Source organism: Streptomyces sp. NPDC059909 (assembly GCF_042730885.1).
Lineage (GTDB): Bacteria > Actinomycetota > Actinomycetes > Streptomycetales > Streptomycetaceae > Streptomyces.
The window spans coordinates 1-17,454 of record NZ_JBHWKX010000047.1 but is presented as its reverse complement, the minus strand read 5'-3'; the positions used below and the strand labels follow the sequence as shown (position 1 = coordinate 17,454).

The following is a 17,454-nucleotide window of genomic DNA, read 5'->3' as shown; positions in this document are numbered from 1 at the left end:
GAGCATGGAGGGACAGACGCACATGTCCGCGCCGGTGCAGGCCGCGTACAGCTACTGCGAGGCCGTCACGGGCCAGCAGGCGCGCAACTTCGCCTACGGCATCCGGCTGCTGCCCACGGACAAGCGGCAGGCCATGTCGGCGCTGTACGCCTTCTCGCGGCGCGTCGACGACATCGGCGACGGCGCCCTCGACGGGGCCGCCAAGCGCGACCGGCTCGAGGCGACCCGCGAGCTCCTCGGCAGGATCCGCGACGACGACGTCGACGAGGACGACACCGACCCGGTCGCGGTCGCGCTCGCCGACGCGGCGCGCCGCTTCCCGATCCCGCTCGACGGACTCGACGAACTCATCGACGGTGTCCTCATGGACGTCCGCGGCGAGACCTACGAGACCTGGGACGACCTCAAGCTCTACTGCCGGTGTGTCGCCGGCGCCATCGGACGGCTCTCGCTCGGCGTGTTCGGCACCCTGCCGGGCGCGCGCGGCGCCGACCGCGCCCCCGAGTACGCCGACACGCTCGGCCTCGCCCTCCAGCTCACCAACATCCTCAGGGACGTCCGCGAGGACGCGGCCAACGGCCGCACGTACCTGCCGGCGGACGACCTCGCCAAGTTCGGCTGCTCCGAGGGCTTCCACCGTATGGGCCCGCCGGCCGGTGCGGACTTCACCGGCCTCGTCCACTTCGAGGTCCGCCGGGCCCGCGGCCTGTTCGCCGAGGGCTACCGGCTGCTGCCCATGCTCGACCGGCGCAGCGGCGCCTGCGTCGCCGCCATGGCCGGGATCTACCGGCGCCTCCTCGACCGTATCGAGCGCGACCCCGAGGCCGTGCTGCGCGGCCGCGTCTCGCTGCCCGGCCGGGAGAAGGCGTACGTCGCCGTGCGCGGCCTCTCCGGGCTCGACGCCCGCCACGTCTCCCGGCACACCGTCAGGAGGGGTGCCTGATGCGCCACCTCACGCCCCGTCGGTACGCGCACGTGCGTCATCGGCACGCAACCCTCCGGAACGGCGGTGCGTCCCTGACAGCGACGACCGGCATCCCGACCGTGGAGACGTACGCGCGTGCCGCCAAGTCCGCGCTGCCCGTGGCCACGGACAAAGCGGCGGACGCGGCACGGATCCCGGCCGCCGCACGGCCGGTGCCGGTCGGGCACGGTCAGCTGGACGCCGTCGCCCCGCGCCGGCGCCCGACCGGGGCGGGCCCGCGCACGGGCACGCCGGCGTCGAGGGAGGGCTCATGACGCACGACGGCACGACGTCCGAACGACACGCGGTCGTCGTCGGAGGCGGACTCGCCGGAATCACCGCGGCCCTCCGGCTCGCCGACTCGGGGCTGCGCGTCACTCTCGTCGAGAACCGCCCGCGCCTCGGCGGTCTCGCCTTCTCCTTCCGGCGCGGCGACCTCACCGTCGACAACGGCCAGCACGTCTACCTGCGCTGCTGCACCGCCTATCGCTGGTTCCTCGACCGCGTCGACGGCGCCAGGCTGGCCCCGCTCCAGCCCCGCCTCGACGTCCCCGTGCTCGACGTCGCGCACCCCGGAGGGCCGCGGCTCGGCCGGCTGCGGCGTACCGCGCTGCCCGTACCGCTGCATCTCGCCGCCAGCCTGGCCACGTATCCGCATCTGTCCCTCGCCGAGCGGGCGGCCGTCGGACGCGCCGCGCTCGCGCTCAAGGGGCTCGACCCCGCCGACCCCGCCCTCGACGGCATCGACTTCGCCACCTGGCTCGGCCGTCACGGCCAGTCCCGGCGCGCCGTCGAGGCCCTCTGGGACCTCGTCGGCGTCGCCACCCTCAACGCCACCGCAGCCCACGCCTCGATGGGCCTGGCCGCGATGGTCTTCAAGACCGGACTGCTCTCCGAGCCCGGTGCCGCCGACATCGGCTGGGCGCGCGTCCCGCTCGGCGACCTCCACGACACGCTGGCCCGAAAGGCCCTCGACTCCGCCGGGGTCCGCACCGAACTGCGCACCCGCGTCAGTGCCGTCACTCGCACCGCCGACGGCCGCTGGAACGTCACGGCAGGCGCCGAGCGGCTGGACGCGGACGCCGTCGTCCTCGCCGTACCGCAGCGCGAGACGCACGCCCTGCTGCCCGAGGGCGCGGTCGAGGACCCGGACCGGTTCCTCGAGATCGGCACCGCGCCGATCCTCAACATCCATGTGGTCTACGACCGCACGGTGCTGCGCCGGCCGTTCTTCGCCGCGCTCGGCACCCCGGTCCAGTGGGTCTTCGACCGCACCGATGCCTCCGGCCTGTTGAGGGGTGGGCCCGAAGGGCCCTCGAGCGAGGGCGGTGGCGGGCGACGGGTGGGACAGTACCTGGCCCTGTCCCAGTCGGCCGCGGACGACGAGATCGACACCCCCGTCGCCACCCTGCGCGAGCGCTACCTCCCCGAGTTGGAGCGGCTGCTGCCCGCGGCCCGCGACGCGCAGGTACGGGAGTTCTTCGTCACCCGGGAGCGCACGGCCACGTTCGCCCCCACCCCCGGCGTCGGCAGGCTCCGGCCCGCCGCACGCACCCGTGCACCCGGCCTGTACCTGGCCGGATCGTGGACCGCCACCGGCTGGCCCGCGACCATGGAGGGCGCTGTGCGCAGCGGCTTCACCGCCGCCGGCGCCGCGCTCACCGCCCTCGGCCGTCCCCATGAACATCCGCTCCAGGAGGCGGCATGAGAACTGAGCCCGGAACCAGAGGAGAGAAAGTGCCGACTGCGCCTTCGGCGAACCCGGCTGTCGACACCGCGGACGTCACCGCGCTGCTCGAACGCGGGCGGACCCTGTCCACCCCGGTGCTGCGCGCTGCCGTGGACCGGCTCGCGCCGCCCATGGACACCGTCGCCGCCTACCACTTCGGCTGGATCGACGCCCAGGGCCGCCCCGCGGACGGCGACGGCGGCAAGGCCGTGCGCCCGGCGTTGGCGCTGCTGTCCGCGGAAGCGGCCGGGGCCGCCCCCGAGGTCGGCATCCCCGGCGCCGTCGCGGTCGAGCTGGTGCACAACTTCTCGCTGCTCCACGACGATCTGATGGACGGCGACGAGCAGCGCCGCCACCGTGACACCGTGTGGAAGGTGCACGGCCCCGCGCAGGCCATTCTCGTCGGCGACGCGCTGTTCGCGCTGGCCAACGAGATCCTGCTGGAGCTCGGCACCGTCGAGGCCGGCCGCGCGACGCGCCGCCTCACCACCGCCACCCGCAAGCTCATCGACGGGCAGGCGCAGGACATCTCCTTCGAGCACCGCGAGCGGGTCACCGTCGAGGAGTGCCTGGAGATGGAAGGCAACAAGACGGGCGCACTGCTCGCCTGCGCCGTGTCCATCGGCGCGGTGCTCGGCGGCGCCGACGACCGCACCGCCGACACGCTGGAGGCGTACGGCTACCACCTCGGGCTCGCCTTCCAGGCCGTGGACGATCTGCTCGGCATCTGGGGCGACCCCGACTCCACGGGCAAGCAGACCTGGAGCGATCTGCGCCAGCGCAAGAAGTCCCTGCCGGTCGTCGCCGCGCTCGCGGCGGGCGGACCTGCCTCCGAGCGGCTCGGCGAGCTGCTCGCGGCCGACGCCAAGAGCAACGACTTCGACAGCTTCTCCGAGGAGGAGTTCGCCACCAGGGCGGCCCTGATCGAGGAGGCCGGCGGCCGGGAGTGGACCTCCCAGGAGGCCCGCAGGCAGCACGCCATTGCCGTCGGGGCACTGGATCGGATCGAGATGCCCGACCGGGTGCGGGCGCAGCTCGTCGCGCTCGCCGACTTCGTCGTCGTACGCAAGAGATGAGCACGGCCGCGCCGGGCCGGCCGATCACGCCGTACGGACGGGACGGTCACGCCCCGGAGATGATCACGATCAACCGCATATGAGCTCGCAGTCGCCGGCCGGTGCCATGTCCGGCACCGGCCGACGGCAGACCCGCAGCAGCAGAGATCCGACTGCACGAAGGGGAAGCCATGACAGCGACGACCGACGGAAGCCCTGGGGCCCTGGGACCCCGCGCAGCCGCGGCCAGCGAACCGACCGACACACCTCCCGCCCCACCTCCCGCGGGGGGTGACACCTCTTCAGACGCCGAACGGGCGGCACAGCGGTCCATCGAGTACCTCCTCAGCCGCCAGGACCCCCAGGGCTGGTGGAAGGGCGACCTCGAGACCAACGTCACGATGGACGCAGAAGACCTGCTGCTCCGTCAGTTCCTCGGCATCCAGGACGAGAAGACCACACGGGCCGCCGCGTACTTCATCCGCGGCGAACAGCGCGAGGACGGCACCTGGGCCACCTTCTACGGCGGACCCGGAGAGCTCTCCACCACCATCGAGGCCTATGTCGCGCTGCGCCTCGCGGGCGACCGGCCCGACGACCCGCACATGGCCCGCGCCGCCGACTGGGTGCGTGCTCAGGGCGGCATCGCCGCGAGCCGCGTCTTCACCCGCATCTGGCTCGCGCTCTTCGGCTGGTGGAAGTGGGACGACCTGCCCGAGCTGCCGCCCGAACTGATCTATCTGCCCTCGTGGTTCCCGCTCAACATCTACGACTTCGGCTGCTGGGCGCGGCAGACCATCGTGCCGCTCACCATCGTCTCCGCGAAGCGCCCGGTCCGGCCCGCACCCTTCGCGCTCGACGAGCTCCACAGGGACGCCCGCCACCCGAACCCGCCCGTGCCCCGTGCCCCGGCGGCCAGTTGGGACGGCGTCTTCCAGCGGCTCGACAAGCTGCTGCACCGCTACCACAAGGTCGCCCTGCGCCCGCTGCGCCGCGCGGCCATGAGCAGCGCGGCACGCTGGATCGTCGAGCGGCAGGAGAACGACGGCTGCTGGGGCGGCATCCAGCCCCCGGCCGTCTACTCGGTCATCGCCCTGCATCTGCTCGGCTACGACCTCCAACACCCCGTGATGCGCGCCGGCCTGGAGTCGCTGGACCGCTTCACGGTCTGGCGCGACGACGGAGCCCGGATGATCGAGGCCTGTCAGTCGCCGGTCTGGGACACCTGCCTCGCCACCATCGCGCTCGCCGACGCCGGACTGCCCGCCGACCACCCCGCGCTCGTCAGGGCCGCCGACTGGATGCTCGCCGAGGAGGTCGTCAAGCGGGGCGACTGGGCCGTGCGCAAGCCCGGGCTCCCGCCGGGCGGCTGGGCGTTCGAGTTCCACAACGACAACTACCCTGACATCGACGACACCGCCGAGGTCATCCTCGCGCTGCGCCGCGTCGAGCACCCCGACCCCGCGCGGGTCGAGGCCGCGATCGCGCGGGCCGGCAACTGGACCCTCGGGATGCAGTCGAAGAACGGCGCCTGGGGCGCGTTCGACGCCGACAACACCAGCCGGTTCCCCAACCGGCTGCCGTTCTGCGACTTCGGCGAGGTGATCGACCCGCCGTCCGCCGACGTCACCGCCCACGTCGTCGAGATGCTCGCCCACGAGGGCAGGGCCCACCATCCCCGTACCCGCAGGGGAGTCGAGTGGCTGCTCGCCGAACAGGAGCCGAACGGCGCCTGGTTCGGACGCTGGGGCGTCAACTACGTCTACGGGACCGGCTCGGTGGTACCGGCCCTCACCGCGGCCGGGCTGCCCACCGCCCACCCCGCGATCCGGCGCGCCGTCCGCTGGCTGGAGTCGGTGCAGAACGACGACGGCGGCTGGGGCGAGGACCTGCGCTCCTACCGGGACGCGTCCGCGATCGGCCACGGCGCCTCCACCGCATCCCAGACCGCCTGGGCACTGCTCGCCCTGCTCGCGGCAGGAGAGCGGGACGGCAAGGCGGTCGAGCGGGGCATCGCCTTCCTCGCGGAGACACAGCGCGAGGACGGCTCCTGGGACGAGCCGTACTTCACCGGCACCGGCTTCCCCTGGGACTTCTCCATCAACTACCACCTGTACCGGCAGGTCTTCCCGCTCACGGCGCTCGGCCGCTATGTGCACGGGGAGCCCTTCGCCGGCCGGAACGGGGGCTGAGTGGACGCTGCCACGGAGCCGTCCGGCGCCACCGGACCGTCCGGCTCCACCGCCCCGCCGCTGCTGATCGCCTGCGCGCTCGGCATCGAGCGGCTCGCCCTGCGCGGCGGCGGGCGCGGCCGCGGCGGCGCGCCGGGCCCGGTGACCGTACTCCGTACGGGCATGGGCCCCACCAACGCACAGCGCGCCGTCGCACGGGCACTCCGCGACGAGCGACGGGGCGGCGCGGCGGTCATCGCCTCCGGCTTCTGCGCCGGACTCGCCCCGGGCATGCACCCGGGCGATCTGGTCGTCGCCGACGAGACCCGCGGTCCCTGGGGCGTCACGGCCTGCACGGACACCGAGCTGCTGGTGAGGGAGCTGGCCAGGACAGTGCCGGGGCGCACCGTCCACACCGGCCCGCTGACCGGCTCCGACCACGTCGTACGGGGCAACGAGCGGGCCGAGCTGGCCGCCGGCGGGGCGATCGCGGTGGACATGGAGTCCGCCGCCACGCTGCACAGCGCCCTGAGCGCGGGCCGACGCCCGGTTGCGGCCGTCCGAGTGGTCGTGGACGCTCCTGAGCATGAACTGGTCCGCATTGGCACGGTGCGCGGTGGAATATCAGCCTTCCGCGTTCTCCGTGGCGTCCTTCCCGCTTTCTATGAATGGCACCGTTCTTTGCTGCTCCCCAGGAGGTGAGCCAGATGGCCATGCCGCTCCGTCAGACCATCAAAATCGGGACCTATCTCTTTGAACAGAAGCTTCGCAGGCGTGAGAAGTTCCCGCTGATCGTGGAGCTGGAGCCGTTGTTCGCGTGCAATCTGAAGTGCGAGGGCTGCGGAAAGATCCAGCACCCGGCGGGAATCCTCAAGCAGCGCATGCCGGTCGCGCAGGCGGTCGGCGCGGTTCTGGAGTCCGGGGCCCCGATGGTCTCCATCGCGGGCGGCGAGCCACTGATGCACCCTCAGATCGACGAGATCGTCCGCCAGTTGGTGGCGCGGAAGAAGTACGTCTTCCTCTGCACCAACGCCATGCTGCTGCGGAAGAAGATGGACGAGTTCCGTCCGTCGCCGTTCTTCGCGTTCGCCGTCCACATCGACGGACTGCGCGAGCGCCACGACGAGTCGGTCGCCAAGGAGGGCGTGTTCGACGAGGCGGTGGAGGCCATCAAGGAGGCCAAGCGGCGCGGCTTCCGGGTCACCACCAACTCCACGTTCTTCAACACCGACACCCCGCAGACCGTCATCGAGGTGCTGAACTACCTCAATGACGACCTCAAGGTCGACGAAATGATGATCTCGCCCGCGTACGCCTACGAGAAGGCGCCCGACCAGGAGCACTTCCTCGGTGTCGAGCAGACCCGCGAACTGTTCAGGAAGGCCTTCGCGGGCGGCAACCGCCGGCGCTGGCGGCTGAACCACTCGCCACTCTTCCTGGACTTCCTGGAAGGCAAGGTCGACTTCCCGTGCACCGCGTGGGCGATCCCGAACTACTCGCTCTTCGGCTGGCAGCGGCCCTGCTACCTGATGAGCGACGGATACGTGCCCACGTACAAGGAGCTCGTCGAAGAGACCGACTGGAGCAAGTACGGCCGCGGCAAGGACCCGCGCTGCGCGAACTGCATGGCCCACTGCGGCTACGAGCCGACCGCCGTGCTCGCCACCATGGGCTCCCTCAAGGAGTCGCTGCGCGCCGCCCGGGAGACGGTCTCCGGCAACCGCGGATGAGGAGGGGACGGCGGGCGGTTCCGTGCCGCCCGCCGTCGCCGTGAGTGGAACAGATCAGAGAGGGGGCCCGAGCGTGACGATTCTGGAGAACATCAGGGGGCCGCGCGATCTCAAGGCGCTGACCGAAGCGGAACTGGACGAACTGGCCGAGGACATCAGGGAGTTCCTCATTCATGCGGTGGCCAGGACCGGAGGCCATCTGGGGCCGAATCTCGGCGTGGTGGAGCTCTCCATCGCACTCCACCGTGTCTTCGACTCGCCCGTCGACCGGATCCTCTGGGACACCGGACACCAGAGCTACGTCCACAAACTTCTCACCGGCCGGCAGGACTTCTCCAAACTGCGCGGCAAGGGCGGCCTCTCCGGTTACCCGTCCCGCGAGGAGTCCGAGCACGACGTCATCGAGAACTCCCACGCCTCCACCGTCCTCGGCTGGGCGGACGGGCTCGCCAAGGCCCACCAGGTCCTCGGCCGCACCGACCATGTCGTTGCCGTCATCGGGGACGGCGCGCTCACCGGCGGCATGGCCTGGGAGGCGCTCAACAACATCGCGGCCGCCAAGGACCGCCCGCTGATCCTCGTCGTCAACGACAACGAGCGCTCCTACGCGCCGACGATCGGCGGCCTCGCCAACCACCTCGCCACGCTGCGCACCACCGACGGCTACGAGCGCTTCCTCGCCTGGGGCAAGGACGTCCTCCAGCACACGCCCGTCCTCGGCCGGCCGCTGTACGAGTCCCTGCACGGCGCGAAGAAGGGCTTCAAGGACGCCTTCGCCCCGCAGGGCATGTTCGAGGACCTGGGGCTGAAGTACGTCGGCCCCATAGACGGACACGACATCGCGGCCGTCGAGTCGGCACTGCGCCGTGCCAAACGCTTCCACGGGCCGGTGCTGGTCCACTGCCTGACCCAGAAGGGCCGCGGCTATCAGCCCGCCCTGGAGGACGAGGCCGACCGCTTCCACAGCGTCGGGGTGATGGACCCGCTGACCTGCGAGCCGCTGACGCCCGCGGGCGCCCCGTCCTGGACCTCGGTGTTCGGGGACGAGATCGCCGCGATCGGCGCGGAGCGGCCCGACGTGGTGGCGATCACCGCGGCCATGCTGCATCCGGTGGGCCTGACGAAGTTCGCCGAGCGGTTCCCCGACCGGGTCTGGGACGTCGGCATCGCGGAACAGCACGCGACCGTCTCCGCCGCAGGTCTCGCCACCGGTGGCCTCCACCCCGTCGTCGCCGTCTACGCGACCTTCCTCAACCGCGCCTTCGACCAGGTGCTGATGGATGTGGCACTGCACAGGTGCGGTGTCACGTTCGTCCTCGACCGGGCCGGGGTCACCGGCACGGACGGCGCGTCCCACAACGGCATGTGGGACATGTCCGTCCTCCAGGTCGTCCCGGGGCTCCGGATCGCCGCCCCGCGCGACGCCGACCAGCTGCGCGCCCAGCTGCGCGAGGCCGTCGACGTGAGCGACGCGCCGACCGTGCTGCGCTTTCCCAAGGAGTCGGTCGGAGACCCGGTGCCGGCGCTCGGCCGGGTCGGGGGCATGGACGTACTGCACCGCAGCGACGACCGGAACCCCGGCGATACCGGCCACCAGGGTGGTGACGGCCTGCACCGCGGCGATGACGCCGATGTGCTGATCGTCTCCGTCGGAGCGCTCGCGTCCGTGTGCCTGCAGACCGCCGATCTGCTGGAGGCCCGCGGACTGCGCTGCACCGTGGTCGACCCGCGCTGGGTCAAACCCGTCGACGAACAGCTCGCCCCGCTCGCCGAGCGGCACCGCCTGGTCGCCGTCGTCGAGGACAACAGCCGGGCGGGCGGGGTCGGTGCGGCTGTCGGACAGTCGCTGCGGGACGCCGACGTGGACGTACCGCTGCGTACGTTCGGCATCCCCGAGCAGTTCCTCGCGCACGCGAAGCGCGGCGAGGTGCTGGCGGACATCGGCCTGACACCGGTGGAGATCGCCGGACGGATCAGCGCCGCCCTGGCCCGCCGCACGCACACCGACGAGCCCAAGGAGTACGGGCCATGAGCAAGGAGTTCGACCTCGGGCGGCTGCTCGCGGAGCGCGGCGGCGAACGGTACGAGCTGCACACGAGACACCTCAACCACCAGCTGCCGCGCATGCTCCGCACCATCGGCTTCGACAAGGTCTACGAGCGCGGAGAGGGCGCCTACTTCTGGGACGCCGACGGCAACGACTACCTCGACATGCTCGCCGGCTTCGGCGTCATGGGCCTCGGCAGGCACCACCCCGTCGTCCGCAAGGCCCTCCACGACGTCCTCGACGCCTCGCTCGCCGACCTCACCCGCTTCGACTGCGCGCCCCTGCCCGGGCTGCTCGCCGAGAAGCTCCTGGCCCACAGCCCGCACCTGGACCGGGTCTTCTTCGGCAACAGCGGTACGGAAGCGGTCGAGACGGCCCTCAAGTTCGCCCGGTACGCAACGGGGAAGCCCCGGGTCCTGTACTGCACGCACGCCTTCCACGGGCTCACCACGGGCTCGCTCTCGGTCAACGGCGAGGCGGGATTCCGGGACGGCTTCGCCCCGCTGCTGCCCGACACAGCGATCGAGCTGGGCGATCTGGCGGCACTGGAGCGCGAGCTGAAGCGCGGGGACGTGGCGGGCTTCGTCGTGGAGCCCATCCAGGGCAAGGGCGTGCTCGAGGCGCCGCCCGGCTTCCTCCGAGCGGCCCAGGAGCTGCTGCACAGCCACAAGGCGCTGCTCATCGCCGACGAGGTGCAGACCGGCCTCGGCAGGACCGGCGACTTCTACGCGTACCAGCACGAGGACGGCGTGGAGCCCGATCTGGTGTGTGTCGCGAAGGCCCTCTCGGGCGGCTACGTGCCGGTCGGTGCCACCCTGGGCAAGGACTGGATCTTCAAGAAGGTCTACTCGTCGATGGACAGGGTGCTGGTGCACTCGGCGAGCTTCGGCTCCAACGCACAGGCGATGGCCGCCGGGCTCGCGGTCCTGTCGGTGCTGGAGGACGAGCAGATCGTCGCGAACGCGCGGGCGACCGGGGACCTGCTCCGGACGCGGCTCGCGGCGCTCGCCGACCGCTACGAGCTGCTGCGGGACGTCCGCGGGCGCGGGCTGATGATCGGGATCGAATTCGGCAGGCCGTCGTCCCTGAAGCTGCGCAGCCGATGGACCATGCTGCAGGCCGCCCGCAAGGGACTGTTCGCGCAGATGGTGGTCGTACCGCTGCTGCAGCGGCACCGCATCCTCACCCAGGTCTCCGGCGACCATCTGGAAGTGATCAAGCTGATTCCGCCGCTGATCATCGGCGAGCCGGAGGTCGACCGCTTCGTCGAGGCCTTCACCGCCGTGATGGACGACGCCCACGGCGGCAGTGGGCTGATGTGGGACTTCGGCAAGACGCTCGTCAAGCAGGCCGTCGCCAACCGCTGAGCCCGCCAAGCGATGAGCGTCGCCGGCCCCTGAGACCCACCGCCCGTCGCTCCGACGGCGTCGGCGCCCTGGCGTGAGCACTTTTGCCTCTAGGGCAAGCAATTTGCCCCAGAGGAAAAATCCTGGCCCAATGGAGGCATGAGCCTTCCCCCAGGACACCCGGTCGGCCCGGCCGCCGCAGCGGCGGCGGACGAGCTCCCCGACGTCGCACCCCGGCTGCGCGAACTGCGCCGCCGCGGCGGCCTCACCCTGGAGGCCGCCGCCCAGCGGGCGGGCCTCTCGCCCGCCCATCTCTCCCGGCTGGAGACCGGCAACCGGCAGCCCTCGCTGCCGATGCTCCTCGCCCTCGCCAGGATCTACGGTACGACGGTCTCCGAGCTCCTCGGCGAGCTGCCGGCGGAGCGCGACGCGATCATCCGGGGCGGCCGGATGGGTCCGGCCGAGGCCGACGGCTGGACGTACCGGCAGGCCGGCGGCCGCGGGCGCGCCATGCAGGCCCTGCGCGTGCGTGTCCCGTACGGGACGCAGGGGGATCTGGTCCGGGTCCATCCCGGCGAGGAGTGGCTCTACGTCCTCGAAGGGCGGCTGCGGCTCGGCCTCGGCGACACCGTGCACGAGCTCGGACCCGGGGACGGCGCCCACTTCGACTCGCTCACCCCGCACCGGATCGGTGCCGCCACGCAGGACGGCGCCGAGTTGCTCTTCGTCCACACCCTGCTGCAGAGCCCCGACCCGCACGCACACCCGCACGCCTGAGGAGACCGCCATGCAGGACAAGCCGTCGTCGCGCCCGGACGCGAACCAGGAGCAGAAGTTCCCCGTCGGGTTGATCGTCCGGCTCTTCGCCTACCTGGTGGCGGGCCACCTCTTCGCGGCCTTCCTCTACCTGCTGTTCAGCGTGGGCGGCCAGTGACCCACCGCCCGGCGGGGTCTCAGACCGAGCCGTCCAGCAGCCGCTCGCGCAGCCGCTCACGCGTCTCGGGCGAGATCCCGAGGCCCTCGGAGAGATAACGCTCGGTGCCGCCCCAGGTCTCCTCGATCGTGTCGAACGCCGCCGCCAGATACTCGGCGCGGGCGTCGAAGAGCGGGCTGAGCAGCTCCATGACCTCCGGCGACATCCCCGCGGGGGAGGAGTCGCTGCGGCGCACCTTGTAGCGGCGGTGCGGGTCGTTCGACTTGAGGTAGTCGGCCTCGATCGCATCACGCTCGACGCCCACCGCCAGCAGCGAGACCGCGATCGACAGTCCCGCGCGGTCCTTGCCCGCCGCACAGTGCATCAGCGCCGGAACGCTGTCTTCCGCCAGCGCGTGCAGCACCCGGCTGTGCTCGGCCGTCCGCTCCTTGATGATCATTCGGTACGAGGCGGACATCCGGCCGGCCGCCTTGCCGTCGGCGAGGATCGACCTGAGCTGGGCGAGGTCGCCGTCGCGGACCATCTTCCAGAACTCGGCGCCGTCGGCGGGGTCGCTGAGCGGGATGTTGAGGTTCCGCACGCCGGGCAGCTCGACGTCGGGGCCCTCCAGCTTGTGGTCGGCGGCGTTGCGGAAGTCGAAGACCGTGTGGAGCCCGAGGGACGAGAGGAAAGCGGCGTCGCTCTCGGTGGCGTGCGCGAGGTGGCCGCTGCGGAAGAGCCGTCCGTACTGCACCCGGCGCCCGTCGACGGTCGGCAGTCCGCCCACGTCCCGGAAGTTGCGCACCCCGGCGAGCTCGGGTTCGGTCGACGGGGGCTGGGGCAGCTGCTGCGTCACGGGGGCTCCTCCGTGTCTGCGGTCGGCACTGCTCGCCGACGATGGCGCGCTCCCGACCCTACGACATCGATTCCTCAGGCAATCATCTTGGTGGTCGGGGCAAGAGCGTTGCCTCCAGGGCGGGTTCGACCGATGATGTTCGGACCTGTGCGAATCTGGGGGGTTGGGATGATCGAGCCGGTCGGCAAGGGGCGAATCTGGGTGCTGTCCGGGCGCACGAGCAGCTACGCGCTCCACATCACCGACCGCGACGAGCTCCTGCATCTGCACTGGGGGCCCCGGATCGGACCGGCCGACGCCGAGGCCCTGGCGGCCCGGCCCCTCCCGCCCTACTGGCCGTTCGAGTCGCAGCTCGACGGCCACGAGGAGTATCCGGTCGAGGGCGGCCCCCGGTTCGTACGGCCCGCCCTCTCCGTACGCACGGAAGCGGCGCGCGGCACCGAATGGCGCTACGACGACGCACAGGTGGACGGTGACGAGCTGCGGCTGCGCTTCGACGACCCCCTGCACGGCCTCGCGCTGACCCTGCACTACCGGATGCGGGACGACTCCGACGTGGTCGAGCGCTGGGTCACGGTGGCGCACGCGGGGGAGGGGCCGGCCCTGGAGCTGCTGCGCGCCGACGCCGCCGTATGGACGCTGCCCTCCCGCGACCGGCGCCGGCTCTCCCAGCTGCACGGCCGCTGGGCGGCCGAGTCCCGGCTCGTACGGTCGGAGCTCACGTACGGAGAGAAGGTGCTCGGGTCGCGCCGCGGGCACACCGGCCACCAGCACCTCCCCTGGGCCGCCGTCGACGACGGAGAGGCCACGGAGGAGACGGGGGAGGTGTACGGCTGCGCCCTCGGCTGGTCGGGATCATGGCGGATCGCCGTACAGCACCTGCCCGACGGCCAGGTGCAGATCAGCGGCGGCGCCGGCTACGACGACTCCGGGCTGCTGCTCCTCGCGCCCGGTGAGACATACACCTCACCCGTCTTCGCCGGGCTGTGGACCGACAAGGGCTTCGGCGGTGCCAGCCGCGCCTGGCACGCCTGGCAGCTGGCGCATGTGATTCCGGACGCGCGGGCCTCCCGGCCGGTCCTCTACAACTCCTGGGAGGCCACCGGCTTCGACATCTCGGAGGAGCAGCAGCGGGCCCTGGCGCGCCGGGCCGCCGGGATCGGGGTCGAGCTCTTCGTGGTGGACGACGCCTGGTTCGGGAAGCGCACCAGCGACCGGGCGGGGCTCGGCGACTGGACGCCGAACCCGGACCGCTTCCCGCAGGGGCTGAAGCCGCTCGCCGAGGAAGTGCACGCGCTGGGCATGCGGTTCGGGATCTGGGTCGAGCCGGAGATGGTCAACGCCGACAGTGATCTTTACCGCGCCCACCTTGGCGGCCTGGGTGACGGACAGCCCTAATGTGCAGCTCAACAGCTCCCTGCGGTTCCGTTTCGTCAGCGCGATGGCCGGGGTGCTGGGCGTCGGGGGCGACCTCACGCGATGGAGCGAGGACGAGCTGACCGAGGCCCGCGGCTGGGTGGCTCTCTACAAGAAGATCAGGCCGGTCGTGCAGCACGGCGCGCTCCACCGGCTGCGGCCGCCGGAGGGCGGGCTGAGCGCCGTGCAGTACATACGCGGCGACGAGATCGTCGTCCTGGCGTGGCTGCAGGCTCAGCACTACGGAGAGCGGCCGCCCGCGATCAGGCTGCGGGGGCTCGATCCGGCGGCGGCGTACGAGTGCCTGGACACGGAGACGGCGTACCGGGGTGCGGTGCTGCTGCATCACGGAATGGACACGGGGCTGCGCGGTGATCTCGATGCGGTCGTGCTGCGGCTGAGGCGTCGGATCGGCCGGATCTGACCCTTCCGTTTGCTAAGTCGGACCTGGCTCGTCATATGCCTTTAATGGGGCTTCTGTCCGAATTCAAATGCTTTAGCAGAACACGCCCCGATTGCCAGGGAGATGGGCGTCGTTGCGTGAGCGGGATCATATTCGTGACGGTCTGTTGCCGTGTCCCGTCATCAATTCCCCTTGCGGGTAAGGAAATCAGGGATCCCCGATCGACGGAGGGTGACCGGGAAGTCCCTCTTGCCAGGGACTGGGTGAATGTCGGGTCAATGGGGAGGCTTGTACCCGCCGATTTGCTCGCTTACGGTCGCCGCAATCCGGTCGGACCGCCTAATCCTGCCGCCGACCGGAATACGCACCCACCCCACGCGTGGCAGGAGCGGGGGACCCAGGTAGTTCGCCGGTCCGGAGTTCCGGACGGCTAGGGGTCAAGTCGCGTGCAAGCGCGACCGGGCATCTCCAGCCCGAACCCGACAGCTCACCTCGTAGGCGCCGGAGAGGAATTCGCCATGCCCAAGGGCAAGCATCGCCGTCCGAGGACCAACCCGATCACGCGCGGATTCGTCGCCGCGGGCACGGGTGGCGCCGCCATCGCAGTCCCGCTCATCGGCGCCGCAGGTGCACACGCCGCGGAGGCGTCCGCGCCCACCGTGACCCGCGAGCATGTCGCCACCGTCGCCCAGAAGGCCGCCCCGCAGACGCCGAAGGCGGGGAAGGCCGCCAAGACCTACACGGTCGTGGTGGGCGACTACCTGTCCAAGATCGCCGTGGAGCAGGACATCGACGGCGGCTGGAAGAAGCTGTACGCGGACAACCGCGCGGCCGTCGGCGAGAACCCGTCGCTGATCCACCCGGGCCTCAAGCTCACCATCGGCGCCAAGGCCCAGGCGAAGGCCCCGGCCGAGGCTCCGGCCAAGGTCGAGGCTCCCGCGGAGGCGAAGACGAAGGTGCGGGCCGAGGTTCCGGCCAAGGCCGAGGCTCCCGCGGAGGCGAAGACGAAGGTGCGGGCCGAGGTTCCGGCCAAGGCCGAGGCTCCCGCGAAGGCCGAGCGCACGCAGGCCCGCGCCGAGTCCGGCTCCGCAGCCGCCAAAGCGCCCGCCGCTGCCCCGGCCGCCGCCCCGCAGCGCAGCCTCTCCGACTACTTCGCGGCCCCCGTCGACGCGAGCATCACCACCGCCTACCGCACCGCCGGGGCCATGTGGTCCAGCGGCTACCACACCGGTGTCGACTTCGCCGCTGCCACCGGCACCTCCGTCAAGGCCGTCGGCGCCGGCACCGTCGTCTCGGCCGGCTGGGCCGGCGCGTACGGCAACCAGGTCGTCATCCGGCACAACGATGGCACGTACTCGCAGTACGCCCACCTCTCCTCCCTCGCGGTCTCGTCCGGCGAGAGCGTGAGCGGCGGGCAGCAGATCGGCCTCTCCGGCTCCACCGGCAACTCCACCGGGCCGCACCTGCACTTCGAGATCCGCACCACCCCGAACTACGGCTCGGACATCGACCCGCTGGCGTACCTCCGCCAGCACGGTGTCTCCCTGTGAACCTGACGTAACGTCAGCAGAGTCCGCCGTTCCCCGACCTGACCCAGGGGGACGGCGGACGCGTGTGTGCCGCCGTATTCCCGTCGGCCGGGAAACTGACCAGGTGGTTTATCTCACGCCTCGTCAACCCCTCCCTACGGTGGCGTAGGTCACTTCACGCCGTGAATGATGTCTCGACGTGGCAGACGATTCGAGATCAAGAACAAATGGTGCATTCGGGTCGTACGCGGCGATCGGTGACAGTTTCACCGAGGGCGTCGGAGACCCCGGACCCGAGGGTCAGTTCGTGGGCTGGGCGGATCGCCTCGCGGTCCTGCTCGACGACCGCGTACCGGAACACACCTTCCGCTACGCCAATCTCGCCGTACGCGGCCGCCTGCTCGACCAGATCGTGGCCGAACAGGTCCCGCGTGCGAAGGAACTCACCCCCGACCTGGTGACCTTCTGCGCGGGCGGCAACGACATCATCCGGCCCGGCACCGACCCCGACGACGTCGCCGAGCGCTTCGAACGAGCCGTCGCCGACCTCACCGGCGCCGTCGGCACCGTCATGGTGACCACCGGCTTCGACACCCGCGGCGTGCCCGTGCTCCGCCATCTGCGCGGCAAGATCGCCACGTACACCGCGCACGTCCGCGCCATCGCCGACCGCTACCACTGCCCGGTCCTCGACCTCTGGTCGCTCAAGTCCGTCCAGGACAGGCGTGCCTGGGACGACGACCGGCTGCACCTGTCGCCCGAGGGGCACACGCGCGTCGCACTCCGCGCCGCCCAGGTCCTCGGCCTGGACGTGCCCGCCGACCCGGACCAGCCGTGGCCCCCACTGCCACCGCGCGGCACGCTCGAGGTCCGGCGCGACGACATCCACTGGGCGCGCGAGTACCTCGTGCCGTGGATCGGTCGGCGCCTGCGGGGCGAGTCCTCCGGCGATCACGTCGAGCCGAAGCGTCCGGATCTGCTCCCGCTGTCAACTTGACCCGGCCGTAAACGACCGGGCTTGGAGGTAGCGCCCAACTGGCTGCCGGGTGGGCTCCTGCGTCCAGACACCCCTATGGGGTGGCAGGGACGCGTGACTCACGCCCCGCAGTCCACGCAGCCTCGCCCTTGCGGGCGATGTTGCGGGAGGCGTTCCGGTCTGCGTGGGCAACGACCCCGCAGTTCCGGCAGGTGAAGTGGGCCTGGCTTGCCCGGTTCTTCTTGTCGATGTGGCCGCACTCGCAGCACTGCTGCGAGGTGTAGGCGGGATCGACGAAGACCACGGGCACGCCGGCCCT

The 17,454-nt window shown here is 71.4% G+C and carries 15 protein-coding genes, 1 pseudogene and 1 riboswitch; of the genes and pseudogenes, 14 read left to right on the top strand and 2 right to left on the bottom strand.

Features of this window, described 5'->3' with window-relative positions; genetic code table 11:
- The first annotated feature begins 4 nt into the window (after window positions 1–4).
- The 11 genes from hpnD (at window position 5) to ACFV9O_RS27185 (ending at window position 11,976) form a co-directional block, all read left to right on the top strand.
- Window positions 5–943, top strand: coding sequence for a presqualene diphosphate synthase HpnD (gene hpnD / locus ACFV9O_RS27235; RefSeq protein ID WP_385422238.1), 939 nt, complete (start codon window positions 5–7; stop codon window positions 941–943).
- Window positions 943–1,239, top strand: coding sequence for a hypothetical protein (locus tag ACFV9O_RS27230; RefSeq protein ID WP_385422236.1), 297 nt, complete (start codon window positions 943–945; stop codon window positions 1,237–1,239). The genes hpnD and ACFV9O_RS27230 overlap by 1 nt, the downstream gene beginning before the upstream one ends.
- A complete protein-coding gene (gene hpnE, locus ACFV9O_RS27225; RefSeq protein ID WP_385422234.1) occupies window positions 1,236–2,672 on the top strand; it encodes a hydroxysqualene dehydroxylase HpnE in 1,437 nt (478 codons plus the stop codon). The genes ACFV9O_RS27230 and hpnE overlap by 4 nt, the downstream gene beginning before the upstream one ends.
- Window positions 2,669–3,769: a polyprenyl synthetase family protein gene (locus tag ACFV9O_RS27220; RefSeq protein WP_385422232.1), complete on the top strand. Its 1,101-nt coding sequence runs from the start codon at window positions 2,669–2,671 to the stop codon at window positions 3,767–3,769. Before hpnE ends, ACFV9O_RS27220 begins: the two co-directional genes overlap by 4 nt.
- 170 nt (window positions 3,770–3,939) lie before the next feature.
- Window positions 3,940–5,940 (top strand): squalene--hopene cyclase, encoded by a 2,001-nt coding sequence (gene shc / locus ACFV9O_RS27215; protein ID WP_385422230.1) that lies wholly within the window; start codon window positions 3,940–3,942, stop codon window positions 5,938–5,940.
- Complete coding sequence (locus tag ACFV9O_RS27210; RefSeq protein ID WP_385422228.1) at window positions 5,941–6,621, top strand: 1-hydroxy-2-methyl-2-butenyl 4-diphosphate reductase; 681 nt, start codon at window positions 5,941–5,943, stop codon at window positions 6,619–6,621. It begins immediately after the preceding gene.
- Window positions 6,622–6,626: 5 nt separating this feature from the next.
- Window positions 6,627–7,649, top strand: coding sequence for an adenosyl-hopene transferase HpnH (hpnH, locus tag ACFV9O_RS27205; protein WP_385422226.1), 1,023 nt, complete (start codon window positions 6,627–6,629; stop codon window positions 7,647–7,649).
- A 73-nt stretch (window positions 7,650–7,722) separates the two neighbouring features.
- Entirely contained in the window at window positions 7,723–9,681 is a 1,959-nt protein-coding gene (gene dxs / locus ACFV9O_RS27200) for a 1-deoxy-D-xylulose-5-phosphate synthase (protein ID WP_385422224.1), read from the top strand.
- Window positions 9,678–11,063: an aspartate aminotransferase family protein gene (locus ACFV9O_RS27195; protein WP_385422222.1), complete on the top strand. Its 1,386-nt coding sequence runs from the start codon at window positions 9,678–9,680 to the stop codon at window positions 11,061–11,063. The genes dxs and ACFV9O_RS27195 overlap by 4 nt, the downstream gene beginning before the upstream one ends.
- A gap of 138 nt (window positions 11,064–11,201) precedes the next feature.
- Window positions 11,202–11,819, top strand: coding sequence for a helix-turn-helix domain-containing protein (locus tag ACFV9O_RS27190; protein ID WP_385422220.1), 618 nt, complete (start codon window positions 11,202–11,204; stop codon window positions 11,817–11,819).
- Between the two features lie 10 nt (window positions 11,820–11,829).
- The gene (locus ACFV9O_RS27185; RefSeq protein ID WP_385422218.1) at window positions 11,830–11,976 is read left to right on the top strand and encodes a DUF6126 family protein; all 147 of its coding nucleotides are present in this window, start codon (window positions 11,830–11,832) and stop codon (window positions 11,974–11,976) included.
- Between the two features lie 19 nt (window positions 11,977–11,995).
- Here ACFV9O_RS27185 and ACFV9O_RS27180 read toward each other — a convergent pair whose 3' ends face one another.
- A complete protein-coding gene (locus ACFV9O_RS27180) occupies window positions 11,996–12,811 on the bottom strand; it encodes a tyrosine-protein phosphatase (protein WP_385422216.1) in 816 nt (271 codons plus the stop codon).
- A gap of 168 nt (window positions 12,812–12,979) precedes the next feature.
- Between ACFV9O_RS27180 and ACFV9O_RS27175 the strand changes: the two are divergent.
- The 3 genes and pseudogenes from ACFV9O_RS27175 (at window position 12,980) to ACFV9O_RS27165 (ending at window position 17,156) form a co-directional block, all read left to right on the top strand.
- Window positions 12,980–14,651, top strand: a pseudogene (locus tag ACFV9O_RS27175) (alpha-galactosidase).
- A 338-nt stretch (window positions 14,652–14,989) separates the two neighbouring features.
- Window positions 14,990–15,144: riboswitch (cyclic di-AMP (ydaO/yuaA leader) on the top strand.
- Window positions 15,145–15,148: 4 nt separating this feature from the next.
- Entirely contained in the window at window positions 15,149–16,180 is a 1,032-nt protein-coding gene (locus ACFV9O_RS27170) for a peptidoglycan DD-metalloendopeptidase family protein (RefSeq protein WP_385422214.1), read from the top strand.
- Between the two features lie 178 nt (window positions 16,181–16,358).
- Complete coding sequence (locus ACFV9O_RS27165; protein ID WP_385422212.1) at window positions 16,359–17,156, top strand: SGNH/GDSL hydrolase family protein; 798 nt, start codon at window positions 16,359–16,361, stop codon at window positions 17,154–17,156.
- Between the two features lie 73 nt (window positions 17,157–17,229).
- Here the strand turns inward: ACFV9O_RS27165 and ACFV9O_RS27160 are convergent.
- Window positions 17,230–17,454, bottom strand: a 225-nt coding sequence (locus ACFV9O_RS27160) for a zinc ribbon domain-containing protein (protein WP_385422210.1), incomplete at its 5' end; no start/stop codon positions are given.